The organism is Clostridium disporicum (assembly GCF_001405015.1).
GTDB lineage: Bacteria > Bacillota > Clostridia > Clostridiales > Clostridiaceae > Clostridium > Clostridium disporicum_B.
This window is the reverse complement of the sequence record NZ_CYZX01000011.1, coordinates 48,931-65,578: the sequence shown is the minus strand read 5'-3', so window position 1 is coordinate 65,578 and position 16,648 is coordinate 48,931. Positions and strand designations below refer to the sequence as shown.

At 26.7% G+C, this 16,648-nt stretch carries 22 protein-coding genes; 21 read left to right on the top strand and 1 reads right to left on the bottom strand.

Going from position 1 to position 16,648, the window contains the following annotated elements; all coding sequences use genetic code 11:
* The first annotated feature begins 14 nt into the window (after positions 1-14).
* The 4 genes from ARA56_RS08945 to ARA56_RS08930 all read left to right on the top strand — a co-directional run bounded on the left by ARA56_RS08945 (position 15) and on the right by ARA56_RS08930 (position 3,373).
* On the top strand, positions 15-617 hold the full coding sequence (locus tag ARA56_RS08945; RefSeq protein WP_055265875.1) for a DivIVA domain-containing protein: 603 nt from the start codon (positions 15-17) through the stop codon (positions 615-617).
* 126 nt (positions 618-743) lie between these two features.
* A complete protein-coding gene (locus ARA56_RS08940; RefSeq protein WP_055265873.1) occupies positions 744-1,652 on the top strand; it encodes an RluA family pseudouridine synthase in 909 nt (302 codons plus the stop codon).
* Positions 1,653-1,663: 11 nt separating this feature from the next.
* Positions 1,664-2,200 (top strand): bifunctional pyr operon transcriptional regulator/uracil phosphoribosyltransferase PyrR, encoded by a 537-nt coding sequence (gene pyrR, locus ARA56_RS08935; protein WP_055265871.1) that lies wholly within the window; start codon positions 1,664-1,666, stop codon positions 2,198-2,200.
* Between the two features lie 15 nt (positions 2,201-2,215).
* A complete protein-coding gene (locus ARA56_RS08930) occupies positions 2,216-3,373 on the top strand; it encodes a THUMP domain-containing class I SAM-dependent RNA methyltransferase (protein WP_055265870.1) in 1,158 nt (385 codons plus the stop codon).
* Positions 3,374-3,508: 135 nt separating this feature from the next.
* Here the strand turns inward: ARA56_RS08930 and ARA56_RS08925 are convergent, their stop codons facing one another.
* Complete coding sequence (locus ARA56_RS08925) at positions 3,509-5,245, bottom strand: Rqc2 family fibronectin-binding protein (protein WP_055265868.1); 1,737 nt, start codon at positions 5,243-5,245, stop codon at positions 3,509-3,511.
* A 166-nt stretch (positions 5,246-5,411) separates the two neighbouring features.
* On the opposite strand from ARA56_RS08925, the gene ARA56_RS08920 reads away from it, so the two are divergent.
* The 17 genes from ARA56_RS08920 to spoIIIAE all read left to right on the top strand — a co-directional run bounded on the left by ARA56_RS08920 (position 5,412) and on the right by spoIIIAE (position 16,647).
* Complete coding sequence (locus ARA56_RS08920) at positions 5,412-6,413, top strand: hypothetical protein (protein WP_055265866.1); 1,002 nt, start codon at positions 5,412-5,414, stop codon at positions 6,411-6,413.
* Positions 6,414-6,491: 78 nt separating this feature from the next.
* A complete protein-coding gene (locus ARA56_RS08915) occupies positions 6,492-7,913 on the top strand; it encodes a GspE/PulE family protein (protein ID WP_231071617.1) in 1,422 nt (473 codons plus the stop codon).
* Positions 7,879-8,913: a type II secretion system F family protein gene (locus ARA56_RS08910; RefSeq protein WP_055265864.1), complete on the top strand. Its 1,035-nt coding sequence runs from the start codon at positions 7,879-7,881 to the stop codon at positions 8,911-8,913. The genes ARA56_RS08915 and ARA56_RS08910 overlap by 35 nt, the downstream gene beginning before the upstream one ends.
* Positions 8,906-9,352: a type II secretion system protein gene (locus ARA56_RS08905; protein ID WP_055265862.1), complete on the top strand. Its 447-nt coding sequence runs from the start codon at positions 8,906-8,908 to the stop codon at positions 9,350-9,352. Before ARA56_RS08910 ends, ARA56_RS08905 begins: the two co-directional genes overlap by 8 nt.
* Before the next feature lie 13 nt (positions 9,353-9,365).
* Positions 9,366-9,767 (top strand): type IV pilus modification PilV family protein, encoded by a 402-nt coding sequence (locus tag ARA56_RS08900; protein WP_055265860.1) that lies wholly within the window; start codon positions 9,366-9,368, stop codon positions 9,765-9,767.
* Between the two features lie 4 nt (positions 9,768-9,771).
* The gene (locus ARA56_RS08895; RefSeq protein ID WP_055265858.1) at positions 9,772-10,239 is read left to right on the top strand and encodes a type II secretion system protein; all 468 of its coding nucleotides are present in this window, start codon (positions 9,772-9,774) and stop codon (positions 10,237-10,239) included.
* On the top strand, positions 10,230-10,664 hold the full coding sequence (locus ARA56_RS08890; protein ID WP_055265856.1) for a prepilin-type N-terminal cleavage/methylation domain-containing protein: 435 nt from the start codon (positions 10,230-10,232) through the stop codon (positions 10,662-10,664). Before ARA56_RS08895 ends, ARA56_RS08890 begins: the two co-directional genes overlap by 10 nt.
* A gap of 8 nt (positions 10,665-10,672) precedes the next feature.
* Complete coding sequence (locus tag ARA56_RS08885) at positions 10,673-11,320, top strand: hypothetical protein (RefSeq protein ID WP_055265854.1); 648 nt, start codon at positions 10,673-10,675, stop codon at positions 11,318-11,320.
* Positions 11,301-11,693, top strand: coding sequence for a hypothetical protein (locus tag ARA56_RS08880; RefSeq protein WP_055265852.1), 393 nt, complete (start codon positions 11,301-11,303; stop codon positions 11,691-11,693). Before ARA56_RS08885 ends, ARA56_RS08880 begins: the two co-directional genes overlap by 20 nt.
* Positions 11,694-11,695: 2 nt before the next feature.
* On the top strand, positions 11,696-12,043 hold the full coding sequence (locus ARA56_RS08875; RefSeq protein ID WP_055265848.1) for a hypothetical protein: 348 nt from the start codon (positions 11,696-11,698) through the stop codon (positions 12,041-12,043).
* Between the two features lie 162 nt (positions 12,044-12,205).
* Complete coding sequence (gene efp, locus ARA56_RS08870) at positions 12,206-12,763, top strand: elongation factor P (protein ID WP_055265846.1); 558 nt, start codon at positions 12,206-12,208, stop codon at positions 12,761-12,763.
* A 133-nt stretch (positions 12,764-12,896) separates the two neighbouring features.
* Positions 12,897-13,259 (top strand): CD1247 N-terminal domain-containing protein, encoded by a 363-nt coding sequence (locus ARA56_RS08865; protein ID WP_055265844.1) that lies wholly within the window; start codon positions 12,897-12,899, stop codon positions 13,257-13,259.
* Between the two features lie 152 nt (positions 13,260-13,411).
* Positions 13,412-14,335, top strand: a complete 924-nt coding sequence (spoIIIAA, locus tag ARA56_RS08860; protein WP_055265842.1) for a stage III sporulation protein AA — start codon at positions 13,412-13,414, stop codon at positions 14,333-14,335.
* On the top strand, positions 14,320-14,838 hold the full coding sequence (gene spoIIIAB / locus ARA56_RS08855; RefSeq protein WP_055265840.1) for a stage III sporulation protein SpoIIIAB: 519 nt from the start codon (positions 14,320-14,322) through the stop codon (positions 14,836-14,838). The genes spoIIIAA and spoIIIAB overlap by 16 nt, the downstream gene beginning before the upstream one ends.
* A 21-nt stretch (positions 14,839-14,859) precedes the next feature.
* On the top strand, positions 14,860-15,057 hold the full coding sequence (gene spoIIIAC, locus ARA56_RS08850) for a stage III sporulation protein AC (RefSeq protein WP_055265996.1): 198 nt from the start codon (positions 14,860-14,862) through the stop codon (positions 15,055-15,057).
* 9 nt (positions 15,058-15,066) lie between these two features.
* The gene (gene spoIIIAD / locus ARA56_RS08845) at positions 15,067-15,450 is read left to right on the top strand and encodes a stage III sporulation protein AD (protein WP_055265838.1); all 384 of its coding nucleotides are present in this window, start codon (positions 15,067-15,069) and stop codon (positions 15,448-15,450) included.
* Between the two features lie 9 nt (positions 15,451-15,459).
* Positions 15,460-16,647 (top strand): stage III sporulation protein AE, encoded by a 1,188-nt coding sequence (gene spoIIIAE, locus ARA56_RS08840; RefSeq protein ID WP_055265836.1) that lies wholly within the window; start codon positions 15,460-15,462, stop codon positions 16,645-16,647.
* Position 16,648 lies beyond the last annotated feature (1 nt).

Sequence of the window (16,648 nt, the reverse complement as noted above, 5' to 3'; positions counted from 1 at the left end):
GAGGTGGGGGAAAAATGAAATTAACGCCAATGGATATTAATAATAAAGAATTTAAGAGGGGAATTAGAGGATATAATCCCGATGAAGTTGATGAATTTTTAGATGAAGTTGTTGAAAATTATGAAGAGTTATATAAAGAAAATTCAAGACTAAAAGAAACTGTTACAAGACTTAAAGATAAAGTTGACCATTATGAAAGACTTGAGGCTACAATACAGAATACATTATTATTAGCTCAAAATGCTGCAGAGCAAGCAAAGGAGAGTTCACAAAAAGAAGCAGACTTAATTGTTAACAATGCAAATGAAACTGCTCAAAAAATTCTAGATAAAGCACATAGTGATGTTATCGGAATAAATGATGAATATGAGAGAGTTAAAGAAGAGTTTATTAAATTTAGAGCAAAATTTAGAGGCTTTATGAATACACAACTTCAAACTTTTGATGAGTTAGAAAAAGATTTAACTAAAAACTATAATGTTTCAGAAGTTATACAAGAATTAGAGTTAGGTAGTAAAGAGATTGAGACGAAGTCAAACGTAAATGAGGAAAGTGAGAGCAATACTGTTAAAGATGATGATATTTCCGAAATCAAGAGTTTCTTCGCAAAAAACTAATACATATTAAAGAGACGGAGACGTCTCTTTTAATTTTATATGATTTATTATTGTATAATACTTGAGTAACATATATAGATATATTATAATGTGGTAAGAATTATTATAAACGGAGAAATAAATTATATGGAAGAAATAATATTGAAAGTTACTGAAGAAAATACTGGAGAAAGGATAGATAAATATTTATCTACTGTTATTGAAGGAAAAACTAGATCATTTATTCAGGGTCTTATTGAAGAAAAAGCTGTAACGGTAAATGGTAAAATAATAAAGAGTAATTATAAAGTGAAGATAAACGATGAGGTAGTAGTGATTTTACCAGAACCTATAGAGCTAGATGTAAAAGCTGAAAATATAAAATTAGATATAGTTTATGAAGATAGTGATGTAATTGTAGTTAATAAACCTAAGAATATGGTAGTACATCCTGCACCAGGTAATTATAGTGGAACTTTAGTTAATGGGCTTTTATATCATTGCAAGGATTTGTCAGGTATAAATGGTGTTATAAGACCTGGTATAGTACATAGAATTGATAAAGATACTACAGGAATTTTAGTTGTAGCTAAAAATGATGAAGCACATAATTCTTTAGCAAAACAATTTAAAGATCACTCTATAAAAAGAGAATATTATGCATTAGTTGAAGGTAGGTTTTCTAAAGAGTCAGGTACTATAGATAAACCTTTAGGTCGTAATAAGAAGGATAGATTAAAAATGGATATAGTGGAAGACGGAAGGAGAGCTGTTACTCACTATGAAGTTTTAGAACAATATGATAAAGGTGTATCTTTAATAAAGTGTACTTTAGAGACAGGAAGAACTCATCAAATTAGAGTACATATGGCATCAATTGGACATCCACTAGTAGGTGATCAAACATATGGATTCAAAAAACAAAAGTTTAAAATTGAAGGGCAAGCATTACATGCAAAAACCTTAGGGTTTATACATCCTAGTACAGGTGAATACATAGAGTTTACATCAGATCTTCCAGAATATTTTGAAGAGTTAATAAGAAAGTTAAGATAGGAGGATTAACTATGAAATTAAAAGCTAACTTATTAGATCAAAACGCTATAAGAAGAAGTTTAATAAGAATATCTCATGAAATTATAGAAAAAAATAAAGGTGTTGAAGATATAGTATTAATAGGAATAAAAAGAAGAGGTTATCCTATTGCTAATAGAATTTCTGAAAATATTGAAAATATTGAAGGAATAAAAGTTCCAGTAGGTTATGTAGATATTACTTTATATAGAGACGATATATCAGAAATAATGGATATGCCAGAGGTTAAAAATATAGACTTAGGTGTTGAGGTTAAAGGCAAAAAAGTTATAATTGTAGATGACGTTTTATACACTTGTAGAACTGTAAGAGCTGCTATAGATGCGATAATTCATGCTGGTAGACCTAAATCAATACAATTAGCTGTGTTAATTGATAGAGGGCATAAAGAGTTGCCAATAAGAGCTGATTATGTTGGTAAAAATATTCCTACATCAAAATCAGAAATTGTAGCAGTAGAGATAACAGAGATAGATGAAGATGATTCAGTGAAAATATATGAATCATAAAAAAGGAGAAAAAGAATGGAATATAATTTAGTTGCAACTACTACCTTTGGATTAGAGGGAATAACGGCTAAGGAATTAAAAGCGTTAGGATATGAAGATTTAAAAACAGAAAATGGTAAGGTTCATTTTGTAGGCGATGAAATGGATATTGCTATAGCAAATGTTCATTTAAGAACTGCTGACAGAGTTTTTATAAAAATGGCTGAATTTGAAGCTAGAACCTTTGAAGAATTATTTCAAGGTACTAAAAAAGTTAAATGGAGTGAAATCATTCCTAAAGATGGGGTAATGCATGTAGTGGGTAAATCTGTGAAATCTACTTTATTTAGTGTTCCAGATTGTCAATCAATTGTTAAAAAGGCTATAGTAACAAGTATGAGTGAGAGTTATGGAATAGATAAGTTTGAGGAAGATGGACCTGTTTATAAAATTGAGGTTTCTATATTAAAAGATGTAGTTACACTATCTATAGATACAAGTGGTGTTGGTTTACATAAGAGAGGATATAGAGAGGAAGCTGGAATAGCACCGTTAAAAGAAACTTTAGCAGCAGCAATGGTATTAATATCTAGATGGAGAGGAAATTATCCTTTAGTTGATACTTTTTGTGGATCAGGAACTATATTAATAGAAGCTGCTATGATAGCTCAAAATATAGCACCAGGATTATGTAGAAATTTCGTATCAGAAACTTGGCCAACAATAGGTAGTGAAATCTATGAACAAGTTAAAGAAGGTGCTGAAAGAAGCATAAAGCATAATGATATTAAGCTTATTGGTTATGATATAGATGGTAGAATTTTAAGAGTTGCAAGAAGTAATGCTGAGAAAGCTGGTGTTTCAAAATATATAGAATTCCAAAAAAGAGATTTTAGAGAATTTAAGACTTCAGATAAAAATGGATTTATTATAACTAATCCGCCTTATGGAGAAAGATTAGGAGATAAGGATGAAGTAGGAGAACTTTATAGAATATTTGGAGAATATAAAAAGATACATAATACTTGGGATTTTAATATATTAACTTCTTTTGAAAACTTTGAAAGACCATTTGCAAGAAAAGCAAGTAAGAATAGAAAATTATATAATGGTAAAATAAAATGTTATTATTATCAATATTTTGATAATACATTAATTAAAAATGATGGAGATATGTTAATAAACCACATTTAATTTAATTAAAAGTTAATGAGAAAATCCAGTTTATACTGGATTTTTTTCTGTTAAGAAATTAATTAGAAGTTTATAAGATGATAATAATTTAAAGCCAGCATAAGCTGGCTTTATTAATAAAGAATTATTTTGAATTTACTTTTTTTCTAAGTTAAAAGAATTTAATTCTGACGGTTCAGTGTAAAGTGTGTAATTTGTATGATATATTACCATACCAGGCTTTGAACCAGCAGGTTTTTTTAGATTTCTGACTAAAGTATAGTCTACAGGAACTTTTGATGAAGTTTGTGCTTTGCTATAGTAAGCAGCAAGTGTTGCACCTTCAATTAATGTTTTATCAGGAACATCTGTTGAGCAAATAATTACATGAGAGCCAGGTATGTTTTTTGTATGAAGCCACATATAATTCTTATTTGCAAATTTTAAAGATAAATAATCATTTTGAATGTTATTTTTACCTACAAAAATATCAATTCCTTCAGAAGAAACAAAATGCAAAGGCTTTGAAGCTTTAGATTTTTTATCATTTTTATTTGACTTTCTATTTCTTATATATCCTGTTGAGATAAGCTCATTTTTTATATCATCTATTTCAACATAGCTTTCACAATTTTGTATATTAGTTAATACGGAATAAAGATATTGAAGTTCTTCTTCATTTTTCTCTAATTGTTCTAATGAAGATTCTTCAGATTTTTTTAGTTTATTATATTTTTTATAATAACTTTGAACATTCTCAGAAGGAGATTTATTAGGATCTAAAGGAATTTTCATATACTCTTCATTTTCGCTATAAAAGTTTAAAAGTTCAATAGAAGAACTACCAGCTTTTATTGTATAAATATATGAAGTTAATAAGTCGCCCTTTATTTTAAAATCATCTTTTCCTTCACATTTTTTTAGTAATGAATTAAGTTTTTCTTCTTTCTTTAAGCATCTATCTATATTAGTAGTTAGAAGTTTTTGAATATTGATAGATCTGCTTTTTATACGCTCCTGCTTATCTTTCTCTATGTAATATTTATCCATCATTAAGTGAGGGTTTTCAAATACAAGAGAATTGCTTTCATTTTCTATATTAGTTAATTTGATAGAAAATAAATCTATAAAATCTCTATTACAATCAAGTGTAATGTTAAATACAGAATTATTTACAAGAGTAGTAGACATATCTTTCATAAAATTATAAATAATATCTGATTTTATATCACTTTCTGATTTAGAATATTCATAATAAAAGTGGTGAGAAAGTGGCTTACTGATTCCAGTAAAAATTGATGAAAATAAATTTGCGTCAAAAGGAATATCATTTTTTTCTAAGTAAGCTTCAAGTTCATCTTTAGAAAAATTAAAAGGATTAAGTTTTTTGGATTTAGGAGGATATTTATAAGTAACTCCAGGATAAAGAATTCTATAGCTATTTACATCTGCACCAATATGTTTTATACATTCCATTACTTTATTATCTCTTTGTCTAACTAATGTAATATTACTATGACGTCCCATAATCTCAACTACAAGTATATAGATACTGTTAAACCCTAATTCATCTGTAGCTTCTATATATATATTAAGTAATCTATCACCATCAACTTGTTCAACCTCTAGTATTCTTCCACCTATTAAATATTTTCTAAGTACCATTGTAAACATAGGTGCTTGAAGAGGATTAGTTTTACTAACTTCTGTAAGATGAATTCTAGGATATTTTGAAGAGGCAGAAATCAAAAGTTTAACATTTTTTCTGTCTTTTCTTAATGTTATAATAATTTCATCTTTTTCTGGTTGATTTATTTTATCAATTTTTGAATTTGTTATTGATTTTTTTAAATCTTGGACTAAACTATATAAGTAGATACCATCTAATGCCATAAATGTTTTCCTCTCTTTTTCTGTTTTAAGGATAGTATAACATTATTATGCATAGATGTTCAAGGTAACAAGGGGTAAGGTATAAGTAAAAAAAGTTATAAGAGATTATATGTATTTAAGATATAACTTAAATGTGGGGGATAGTTTATAAGTAAATGAGGTAAAGATGAAAGTGAAAAGTAATAATTTAAAGTTTGTAGTAATAGTTATATCTATAATTATGCTAATGTTTGGGTGTGCAGAGAAAGAAAAGGAAAGGGAAACAGGAGAAGAAAAAGAGAGAATTACATTAAGTCAAGGTGCTTATAGGAACTTGGAAAGTAATAGTATATATTCTTTAAATGAAGATAATATCTATGAAAAGATAGATACAGACGAGTTGGTGATTTCATATAATAGTGAAAGTGGAAATTATATTTTTATCCAAGATGATGATGTATTTATTAAGTACTTAGGTAAAAATATTAAAATTAATGATAATAAGATAAAATCACCTAAGTTATCTAATGATGGAAAATATATATTTTATTTTTGCGATAATGGAATATTAGAACCAAAAGTTATTGATTTGGAAAATGAAACAGAAGTAATTATTGATAATAAGGTTATGATTTCAGGTCAATTTGCTGATTGGGTAGCAGATAATACACTTATTTATTATGGAATAAGAAATGAAGATAAAAAAAGTGGAATTTTTACGTATGACTTATCAAATAAAACAGAAGAGCTAGTATATGAAATAAATAAGGGATATGTTTCATTTTTAAAGGCTATAGACGATGAAGTTGTGTTTATAGAAGATAATATGGAAAATAGGAAAATATTAATTTCCTTAGAAAAAAATAATAGCTTTGAAGAAATTACTGAAAAAATAATAGATATAAAAGATATAATAAAAATAGATGAAAATATATACATATTAGGAAAAGTAAAAGATGATGTATATTCTATTTATGAAATTTTAGGTAATGATTTACATAGGGTAGTATATGATTTTCCGCTTATGATTAATTTAGAAAAAGGTTTATCTGTAAGTCCAAAGGGTGAATTATTGTTTATGGGAAGTAATGAAGATTATAATGAACAAAATATATACAGTTATTCTGATGGAACTGTAAATTTAATATCAAAAAGTAAAGGGAAATATACTTTCATTAATATGAATTAAGGGATTTTAGACTTTAAAGTCTGAAATCTTTATTTTTTTACTTTTAATATTAAAAGTAATGATTAAAGAAGTAATAAATTGGAAATTACTTTAAAGGGTGAAAAGATGTTGATAGACTTTGAAAAAATTAATATTAAAATTTTAAGAAAAATAACAAAAGACGATGCAAAGAGACTTAAGGCTATTCCTTATAGGAATGAAGGTGAAAAAATATATATTATTGCTTCTAATGTAAACCTAAACATTAAAAATGAATTGAAATTTATTTTTGATAAAGAATTAGAGATAAAAGAAATAGATGAAAATACTCTTTTTGGAATGATAGAAAGATTATATGTAGGTTTAGAAGATGATGTAGAAGAGATAATAATAAGAAAATCTATAGAATTAAATGCATCAGATATACATTTTGAACCAAGAGAGAAATTTACAGTAGTTAGAATGAGAATAGATGGTAAGCTTGTTATTACCAATATTTTAACATTAGAAGAACATTTAAAGATAATATCTAAGTTAAAGGTTAAAAGTAATTTAGATATTACAGAAAAAAGACGACCACAGGATGGTAAACTTACTTTTAAAGAAATGGATAAAAATTATGATTTAAGACTTTCATTTACTAACACAATATTTGGAGAAAAACTTGTAGTAAGAATATTATATGGGCAGGTTTTTAATTATAAATTGGAAAGTTTAAGATTAACTAAAAATCAAATGAAGAAGATTAAAGAAATAATAAAAGTGAGCAATGGACTTGTGTTAGTTAACGGACCAACAGGATCTGGCAAATCAACAACATTATATACAATATTACAAGAGGTAAATACAGAAGAGGTAAACATAACGACTCTTGAAGATCCCGTAGAAGTTGTTATGCAAGGTATAAATCAAATTGCTCTAAACAAGACTATTGACTTGAATTTTGCAGAGGCTTTAAGAAGCACATTAAGGCAAGATCCAGATATAATAATGGTTGGTGAAATTAGGGATGATGAGACTGCTGTAATATCTGCTACTGCTGCAATAACAGGACATAAGGTATATTCGACTATACATACTAAAACAGCAAGAGAGGTTTTCTTTAGATTAGAAGATATGGGAGTAAAGAATTATATTATAAAAGATTCTTTAGTAGGAATTATTTCACAACGTCTAATAAGGATACTTTGCGATGATTGTAAAGTATTAGAAGGTGAAATTGAGAGTGAAGGCAAAAAAATCAATGTATATAAAAAACGAGGATGCAGTAGGTGTAATTTTACAGGGTATAGAGGAAGAGCATTAGTAGCAGCTATACATCATATGAATAAAGAAAATAAACGGAAATTAGTTAATCTAAATGAAGATGATAGATTACTAAGTAATAAAGAGATGGTAGACAATTTGAAGGAACTTTTAAAAGATGGGCTAATTAGTTGTAATGATTATAATCTGTTTTTAGAAGTAGAGGAGATTGAGTTTGACAATGAGGATAAATACACTCCTAAACACAAAACATAGAGATTTACAGATAGTTATAGAAAATTTATATAATCTATATAAATCTGGAATACCTTTATTTAATTCTTTTGAATTGATGGAAGAATTACCTTTAACAAAAGAATATAAGAAAAGCATTACAGATATACGAGGAGACTTAGGGAAGGGTGAAGGATTATATTATTCTTTTAGCAAATATGATAGATTATATCCAAAATTCTTTTTATCTATGTTAAAAGTAGGGGAAGAGACAGGGAGATTAGGCGATGTTTTAAATGGGTTATATGTATATTACAAAAAGGTGAATTTGATGAAAAGAAGATTAAAAAGCTCTTTAACGTATCCAGCTATATTAGTGTTTATAACAATTTTATTAGTATGTTTTTTTGTAATGGTTGTAATACCGACTTTCCAAGATATCTTTATTTCTATGGAAAAGGAAATACCAAAAGTAATAGAACTTTCTATTTTATTAAAAAAATTTATTGATAAATCACCAATCTTATTTATAGTATTTTTCTCTTTTTGGGGTGTACTTGCACCGGCTACAGTTATTTTTTACTTCAGAAATAATTTAGCTAATATTATATATAAAACTCCTTTAATAAGAAGATTTAAAGAATATGTTTCCGTAGTTTTACTTTCTATAATTGTTAAAAGTGGTATTAGTTTATCTATAGGATTAGAACGTTGTATGGATATAGATTTATTAGGTGGAATAAAAGAAGATTTTAAATTTATTAATTTAGCAATTTTAGAAGGTAAGTCGTTAACGTTAGCTTTAGAGGGGACTTCTGGATTTACTAGGTATACATTAGCACATATAAGATTAGGAGAAGAGTGTGGGAACCTTGAAACTGTATTGACTACATTAGAAGATGAACTTTTTGATAGATTAAATACTGAACTTAATAGGATACTAGAGCTTATACAACCAATAACAATAGTATTTATAGGAGGATTAGTGATAAGCTTTATTTTAATAGTTATACTACCTGTTTTTGAAGGGTTGATTGGATAGAAGTATGAGAAAAAGAGGATATACATTGATAGAGGTTATAGTTGTAATAGCAATATTATTAGTAATTATGCCGATATTTATAAATGGTAAGTCAACATATAAACTTATTGATACTATTACATCAAAAAGTTTAAAGAATGATATAGCTAATATAATTAGTTTTGCTAAACACTATAGCTATAATACTGGAAATACTGGCAGATTAGAGATAAATACTTTAAGTGGAGAAATACTTTTTATAGATACAAAAAATGAAATTACAAAGAATATAATTGCGAAGGTAACTTTACCAAAGGGATATAAATTTGTATCTGATTTTAAAATACCTGTAAGTAGTAAAGGGGTAGTTTCTAGCAATTCTATAATTTTTAAAAGTTTAACTGGAGAATATCATGAAGTAACAATTTCAGTTGGGATAGATTTAGTAAATATTTATTAATAAAGGTGGATAAATGAAAAGAAAAGGTGTTACTTTGATTGAAACTATAGTAAGTTTGATGATTTTAATGATTGTTATAACATTATTTGTAGCGTTAGTTAAAGATTATAATATTAATCTTACTAGTAGAAAAACGAAAGAAAAATTGAGTAGAATAACATACTGTATTATGAATGAATTAAAGTATAACTGTACTAAGGAAAATATTATTTCACAAAGTAATGCTAACAAAATAGAATTGAAAAATTATGATAATATATTAGAGGATTTAAAATGTAAAGGTTTATTTGAAGTGGATAAAGGTAATGGAATCACTATTTCATTTTCTGATAATAGTGATGATAGCTTAAATGTTAAAATTTCAATTTATGAAGATGGGTTCACAGAAGAAAGGGAGTTTATAAAGTGGAGGTAGTTTATTGAAAGAAAAAAAGAATAAAAGAGGATTTACATTAATAGAACTATTAGTTTCTTTAGGTATTTTTACTATAATAACAACGGTATCTTTTAATATAATTATTTCTGCTACTAAAGAATACGTTCTATATATAAATAAAAGCACGGAATTAGATAATTTGGATAATTGTCTTATAAATATCGATAATATTCTTAGAAGTGATTATATAATAGCTATCAATGTAGAAGGGGACAAAATTGAGATTGTATCAAAAATGGTTCATAAAGGTAAAAGTATTAAGAAAAAGATTATATATAAAAAAGATAATAACTTAATGGTTAAAACTTTAATAAATGATGATTTAGATACTAGCACAGGAAACAATGTTCTTTTAAAGAATGTTAAAGACTTTAATGTTTTACAGAAAGATGAACTTATATATTTTGAAATTATTACAAAGAGTGAAGAGAGAAGAATAAGATGTATATAAAGAAAAAGAGAGGGTTTGCATTATTAGAAACTTTAATCGTTATAAGCATTCTAATAGTTCTTATATCCTTATATGCAAAACAAAACTTTGTAAACCTAAGAAAATCTAATTATTATGGGATAAAAGAAGATATTTTAACACTTAATAGTGAAGAAGAACAGTTGATAAAAGTGGCAGAAAATAAAATTTCTTTAGATATAGAGCTTATGAGAAAGCTAGAAGAAGAGGGAATAGAAGAAAAAATAATATATACTTCATCAAATGATAATAATTTATATATAGAGTTATTAGATAAGGATATATATTTGATTCATAAGAAAAATTTAGAGAGGAAATATAGAAAATTGGAATATGAGGTTGTAAGTGAGCCTGAAAAGATTAAATTAATTCCCACGAGATATATCACAGCATACACTAATAAATAGGAGAGTTTATGAATACTGTTGTTATAGAAAAGAATAAGTATGTCTATAAAGGTAAAATATATGAAGATAATGATATAGAGAGTCTGACAAGTAAATGTGGTAAAAATATTAGAGTAGTAATATTAGCAGAAAATCCATTAATAAAAATTTGTGAAAAGATAGATATAAATATTAATAAAGATATAGAAAAAGATATACAAAATAATTTGATTATTGATGAAGATACATTAGTGGATTACATTATTGATAAAAAATCAAAGAAAATATATATATATTCAATTAAACAGAGAAATAAAGTAAGTAGAATTTTATATAAAGCTGAAAAGATGCGTGTAGAACCTATTCAATATACTTTAATAAGCATTATAAAGAAAAGGTTTAAATATAAGAAAACCTATAAAGCTTTAGTTAAAATAAATAATTATTTATATTTTATTCGGGTTCAAAGTGGAATATTAATTTACTCGAAAACCATGGAAGAAAGAGAAGATACTTTACATAAGTTACTTCTTGAAGAATTAGTAGGAGAAGATTTATTAGTCGATATTAATTTGAAGGATATAATTATAGAAAGTATTTCAGAAAATGAAGTCGTTAAGGAGATTAATTTTATAAATTTGAAAGAGAAGGTAGAATATGAAATATCAAAAATATAAAGATTTTTTACCAGAGAATATTAGAGTAAAGAAAGTTAGTGAATTTGAGAGAAGTAATAAAAGAGCATTATTTCTGATGATTTTTTTAAATAGTATTTTACTACCTTTAAATTTAAATAAGATAAATTATGATAAAGATATAGAAGTATTTAGTGAAGATGATATATATTACTATGAAAATAAAATAAAAAGTATAAAAGAATGGATTAATATAAATGATGATTACTATATAAATATTTCAATACAAAACAACGATGGAGAAATATATTTAAAAGATAGAAAATTTGCATATAACATTGAGGAAGAAGGGTTTGATATAAAAGAGTATAAGAGGATAGAAGATAATATGATTTTAAGGGTGATAAAAAGATAATTATGATTAAAAGAAAAATGATTATTTATATTGTTATATTTGCGATAACTATTATACAAATTTGTTTATATTTTAATGAGGATAACAAAACAACAGAAGTTATTTCTAGTAATGAAGTTAGAGTAAAAGGAAATTTTAAAGAGATTGATATAGAGTTAAATGAAATAGAAAATTTAGAAGTATTAGAGTTAAAAGATGATGGAGAGATATGGAGTGGTAAAGTTTTATTGTCAGGTAGTAAGGAAGAAGTATTGAATAGTATAGAATTACTAAAAAATTATAATATAATTAATTATAAAATTGATGGAAATGTTAATGATTTTCAGGTTTTATTGGACATATGTAGATGAAATAATTAAAAATTCAACAGATATTTATGAAATAATTGCATTTCTTTAGTAATTTTGATAGAATATTTTTGTTGTGTCATTATGCAACAATATAGTTATGACTATTTATCGAGTTTTACGGTCATAATAATTATGAATTCAAGTTATTTGGAGGGAACTTATATGATATCAGCAGGTGATTTAAGAAAAGGTACTACTTTTGAATATGAAGGACAAGTTTTTACAGTAATCGATTTTCTTCATGTAAAACCAGGTAAAGGTGCTGCATTCGTTAGAACTAAGTTAAGAAACGTTATTTCAGGTGGAGTTACAGATACAACTTTCAACCCAACTGCTAAATTACAAGAAGCAGTAATAGAAAGAAAAGAAATGCAATACTTATACTCTGATGGAGAATTATACTACTTCATGGATCAAGAAACTTATGAGCAAATTCCACTAAACTATGAAAAAGTTGAAGATGCTATAAAATTCTTAAAAGAAAACATGTTTGCTATAATTAAATTCTACAAAGGAGATGCTTTCTCAGTTGAAGCACCAAACTTCGTTGAATTATTAATAACTCAAGCAGATCCAGGAATCAAAGGTAATACAGCAACAAATGCTATGAAACCAGCTATATTAGAAACAGGAGCTGTAGTTAACGTTCCAATGTTCGTTAATGAAGGAGATACTATAAGAGTAGATACTAGAACTGGCGAATACATGGAAAGAGTTTAATATCTTAATTAATGCTAAGTTCCTTAGAACTTAGCATTTTTTAATATCTATTTTTAATAATAAGTTGATAATAAATTTTACAAAAAGGGTATAATTTAGATAAGAGTATTAACTTTTAAGGAAGTGAAAGCAAGTGAGAGAGATTTTTGATGAAATAGATAATATCAAAAATAGTATAGAAAGTATACAAGATGAGAAATATAAAGAGTTATTCAATCAAATTTCTAATTTGTTAATTAATTTAAGTGATAAAGTAGAAGAAGTTATAGTTAAACAAGAGTCTCTAGAAGAGAATGTTGGATACATAGGTGAAGATTTAACAGATATACAAGATGAATTATTTGAAGAAGTAACTTTTGAAGACTTAATGGATATTGAAGATGAATATATTGAGATTAGCTGTAAATGTTGTGGAAAACCACTTTTTGTTGAAAAGGATGCTTTAAATAAAAATAATAATATTCCATGTCCATTTTGTAATAATAAGGCTAATTAAAAAGAAACTGCAAAGATTTGCAGTTTCTTTTTTTTATAAAAATATGTTATCTAAATAATAAAAATATTTTACATATTTTATTTATATTAAGAATAATTATAAAGTGTGTGAAATAAAAATTATATAGAACGGTGGAAGAGGAAGTGATTAAAATGGTTTATGGAGAAGAAGTTATAAGAATACTTCCTGAAAAAATTGCTAATGAAACAAAAAAATTTATAAGCGATGGAACTATACAAGAGATAAGAATAAAGGTTGGTAAACCAATAATATTAATATTATCAAATGAGGAGAAGGTATTAAATTATGTTACAACTAATGATGAAGTTAAAGGAATACTTGTAAAGATATCAAACTATTCTTTATATGCTTATGAAGAGGAAATAAAACAAGGATATATAACAATAAAAGGTGGACATAGAGTTGGGATAGCTGGAGAGTGTGTTATTTCTAATGGAGAGATTAAAACTATAAAAAATATATCTTCATTAAATATACGTATATCTAAAGCAGTTGTAGGATCAGCTAAGAAAATCATGCCTATTATAACTGGAGGTGACAGAATTTATAATACTCTTATAGTTTCTCCACCTAAGTGTGGGAAAACAACTATCTTAAGAGATATAGCAAAGAATATCTCAAATGGAGTATATTCTCTTGGGTTAAAAGGAAAAAAGGTTGTTATTATTGATGAAAGAAGTGAGGTAGCAGCTTGTTATAATGGAGTACCTCAGATGGATGTGGGTATTAGGACGGATGTACTAGATAACTGTTTGAAAAAAACAGGGATGATTATGGCGATAAGAAGTCTGTCACCAGATGTATTGATATGTGATGAAATAGGTACTTTAGGAGAAGTTGAAGCTCTTAATATGGCATTTAATTCAGGAGTAAATATAGTTGTAACAGTTCATGGTTTTGACATAGAAGATATATATAGTAGAAAAGTTTTTAAAGAGTTAATTGATGAATCAATAATAGAAAGAGTAGTGATATTAAGTAGTAGAAAAGGAGCAGGTACTATTGAAAGAATATACAAAATAGAAAGAGGTGAAATTAAATGTTTAGAATTATAGTTATTTTAGTGGTATTTCTAGCATGCATCTATATAGGATTCTATTTTGGAGAAGTGTTTAAACATAGAAGCGTAGAGCTTAAAGATTTCCAAAAGGCATTAATGCTTATGAATACTGAGGTCTTATACTCTAGTACACCGTTACCTACAGCGTTATTAAATATTAGCTATAAGCTTGAAAGTCCTTTTAGTAAAGTTTTTAAAGAAACAGCCGATATGCTGGAGGTTGGAGAGATATATAGCGTATATGAAGGATTCAATAAAAGTTATAATAACCATAAAGATGAGTTTCATTTAAAGGCAGATGATTTTAATATAATTAAAGATTTCTTCTTTTCATTAGGTGAATCTGGAGTTTATGGGCAGGAGAAAATTTTTAATTTAACTTCTGAAGAATTGAAAAGAAAATACCTTGAAGCTGAGGAAGAGTGTAAAGTTAATAGAAAAATGTATAGGGGTATTGGTGTTTGTGTTGGAGCAATAATAGCTATATTTTTCATATAAAAAGGGGGATATTTAAAAGTGGTGTTGGATTTTAGTTTATTATTTAAAATTGGAGCTATGGGGGTCTTATTGATAATAATCGATAAGGTTCTAAAAAGCGGAGGAAGAGAGGATATATCTGTATTAACTAATTTAGCAGGGATAGTAATAATCTTAATAGCAGTACTAAGTATAATATATAAATTATTTGATTCAGTGAAGACTCTATTTACTTTATAGGAGTATTTTATGGAGATTATAAAAGTAGTTTCTTTTGCTTTAGCAGCACTATTTATATTTATGCTTCTAGGTGAGAGAAAAAAAGAATTGGCAGTTTTGGTAGCTATTATCGCAGGAGCAATAATATTTTTAGCTCTAATAGATAAACTAAGCGAGATAATAAATTTTATTAATACTATTGCTGATAAAGCTAATATAGATATGGTTTATATAGGAATAGTTCTTAAGATACTTGCCATTGCATATCTTTCAACATTTTGTAGTGAGATATGTAAAGACGCGGGTGCTACAAGTATAGCATCTAAAGTTGAGTTTGCTGGAAAGATACTTATTTTAGCATTAGCTATACCGATACTGATGGCAGTATTAAATTCAATCCTTCAGATATTGTAGGTGTTAGATATGAATAAAAAAATAAAAAGAATATTTTTAAGTTTAATTTTTTCAATAATACTTTTCAGTTTTGGTTCAGTGACAAATATATCTTTTGCAGAAGATAATATAACATCAGTTCTAGGTAATGATGAGATACAAAGTGAAGTAGACAGCTTATATAATTATATAAACACTATGAAAAGTGATATAGAGCTTATGAATGAATTAGATCCAGTAAGTTATATTAAAGCTTATATGGAAGATGGTAAAGGGAATATTAGCTTATCAAAGATAGGGGGAGCTGTTGTAAGCTTACTTTTAAAGGAAGTCAAAAGTGTTTTAGGTTTATCTTTTTCGATTATTGCAATAGGAATAATTAGTGCATTGCTAAAAAGTCTGCAAGAAGCATTTAATTCAGAGGGAATATCTGAAGTAGCTTTTTATGCCTGTTATGCTTTAATGATAGTAATACTTACAAAAACCTTTTTGATATCTTTAGATATGGCGAAGGATGTTATAACAAATGTAGTGGAATTTATGAGTAAATTGTTACCTGTATTAGTTTTGATGCTAGGTGCAGCTGGTGGATTAACTCAAGCAGCTACAATGGATCCTATAGTTTTAGGTGCTACAATTTTAATTCCACAACTATACTTAAATATAATAATACCACTTATTTTATCAAGTTTTGTATTGCAGTTTGCAAACAATATGACTAATGGAAGTAAGTTAAGTAATTTATGTGATATAGCAAAAAAAAGTACAATATGGATACAGGGAATAATAATAACAATATTTATAGGATTGTTAACGGTTAGAGGAATTACATCTTCTACGATTGATGCTGTTACTTTAAAAACAACAAAGTTTGCTATTGATAACTTTATACCTATAGTTGGGAAATCATTTTCAGATGCTATATCATCTGTAGCTGGTTATTCGTTGATTATAAAAAATGCTATAGGATCAATAGGGCTTATAGTAATTATACTTATAATATTGTACCCGATAATAAAAATAGTTTTATCATCTATAATATTCAAATTGTCTGCATCTCTTTTAGAACCAATAGCAGACAAGCGTATAACAAAATCTATAGCGGCAGCAGGAGAATCGTTAACATTGATAATGAGTTGTGTATTATGCGTTAGTTTAATGTTCTTTTTACTGATTGCAATGATGGTACAAGCAGGAAAATTTGTAATAGGGGGATAGT

Excerpts from the sequence above, each read along its gene's own strand:
- ARA56_RS08945 (WP_055265875.1), top strand. The coding sequence starts at position 15 with ATGAAATTAACGCCAATGGATATTAATAATAAAGAATTTAAGAGGGGA.
- ARA56_RS08940 (WP_055265873.1), top strand. The coding sequence starts at position 744 with ATGGAAGAAATAATATTGAAAGTTACTGAAGAAAATACTGGAGAAAGG.
- pyrR (WP_055265871.1), top strand. The coding sequence starts at position 1,664 with ATGAAATTAAAAGCTAACTTATTAGATCAAAACGCTATAAGAAGAAGT.
- ARA56_RS08930 (WP_055265870.1), top strand. The coding sequence starts at position 2,216 with ATGGAATATAATTTAGTTGCAACTACTACCTTTGGATTAGAGGGAATA.
- ARA56_RS08925 (WP_055265868.1), bottom strand. The coding sequence starts at position 5,245 with ATGGCATTAGATGGTATCTACTTATATAGTTTAGTCCAAGATTTAAAA.
- ARA56_RS08920 (WP_055265866.1), top strand. The coding sequence starts at position 5,412 with ATGAAAGTGAAAAGTAATAATTTAAAGTTTGTAGTAATAGTTATATCT.
- ARA56_RS08910 (WP_055265864.1), top strand. The coding sequence starts at position 7,879 with ATGAGGATAAATACACTCCTAAACACAAAACATAGAGATTTACAGATA.
- ARA56_RS08900 (WP_055265860.1), top strand. The coding sequence starts at position 9,366 with ATGAAAAGAAAAGGTGTTACTTTGATTGAAACTATAGTAAGTTTGATG.
- ARA56_RS08890 (WP_055265856.1), top strand. The coding sequence starts at position 10,230 with ATGTATATAAAGAAAAAGAGAGGGTTTGCATTATTAGAAACTTTAATC.
- ARA56_RS08885 (WP_055265854.1), top strand. The coding sequence starts at position 10,673 with ATGAATACTGTTGTTATAGAAAAGAATAAGTATGTCTATAAAGGTAAA.
- ARA56_RS08880 (WP_055265852.1), top strand. The coding sequence starts at position 11,301 with ATGAAATATCAAAAATATAAAGATTTTTTACCAGAGAATATTAGAGTA.
- ARA56_RS08875 (WP_055265848.1), top strand. The coding sequence starts at position 11,696 with ATGATTAAAAGAAAAATGATTATTTATATTGTTATATTTGCGATAACT.
- efp (WP_055265846.1), top strand. The coding sequence starts at position 12,206 with ATGATATCAGCAGGTGATTTAAGAAAAGGTACTACTTTTGAATATGAA.
- spoIIIAA (WP_055265842.1), top strand. The coding sequence starts at position 13,412 with ATGGTTTATGGAGAAGAAGTTATAAGAATACTTCCTGAAAAAATTGCT.
- spoIIIAB (WP_055265840.1), top strand. The coding sequence starts at position 14,320 with ATGTTTAGAATTATAGTTATTTTAGTGGTATTTCTAGCATGCATCTAT.
- spoIIIAD (WP_055265838.1), top strand. The coding sequence starts at position 15,067 with ATGGAGATTATAAAAGTAGTTTCTTTTGCTTTAGCAGCACTATTTATA.
- spoIIIAE (WP_055265836.1), top strand. The coding sequence starts at position 15,460 with ATGAATAAAAAAATAAAAAGAATATTTTTAAGTTTAATTTTTTCAATA.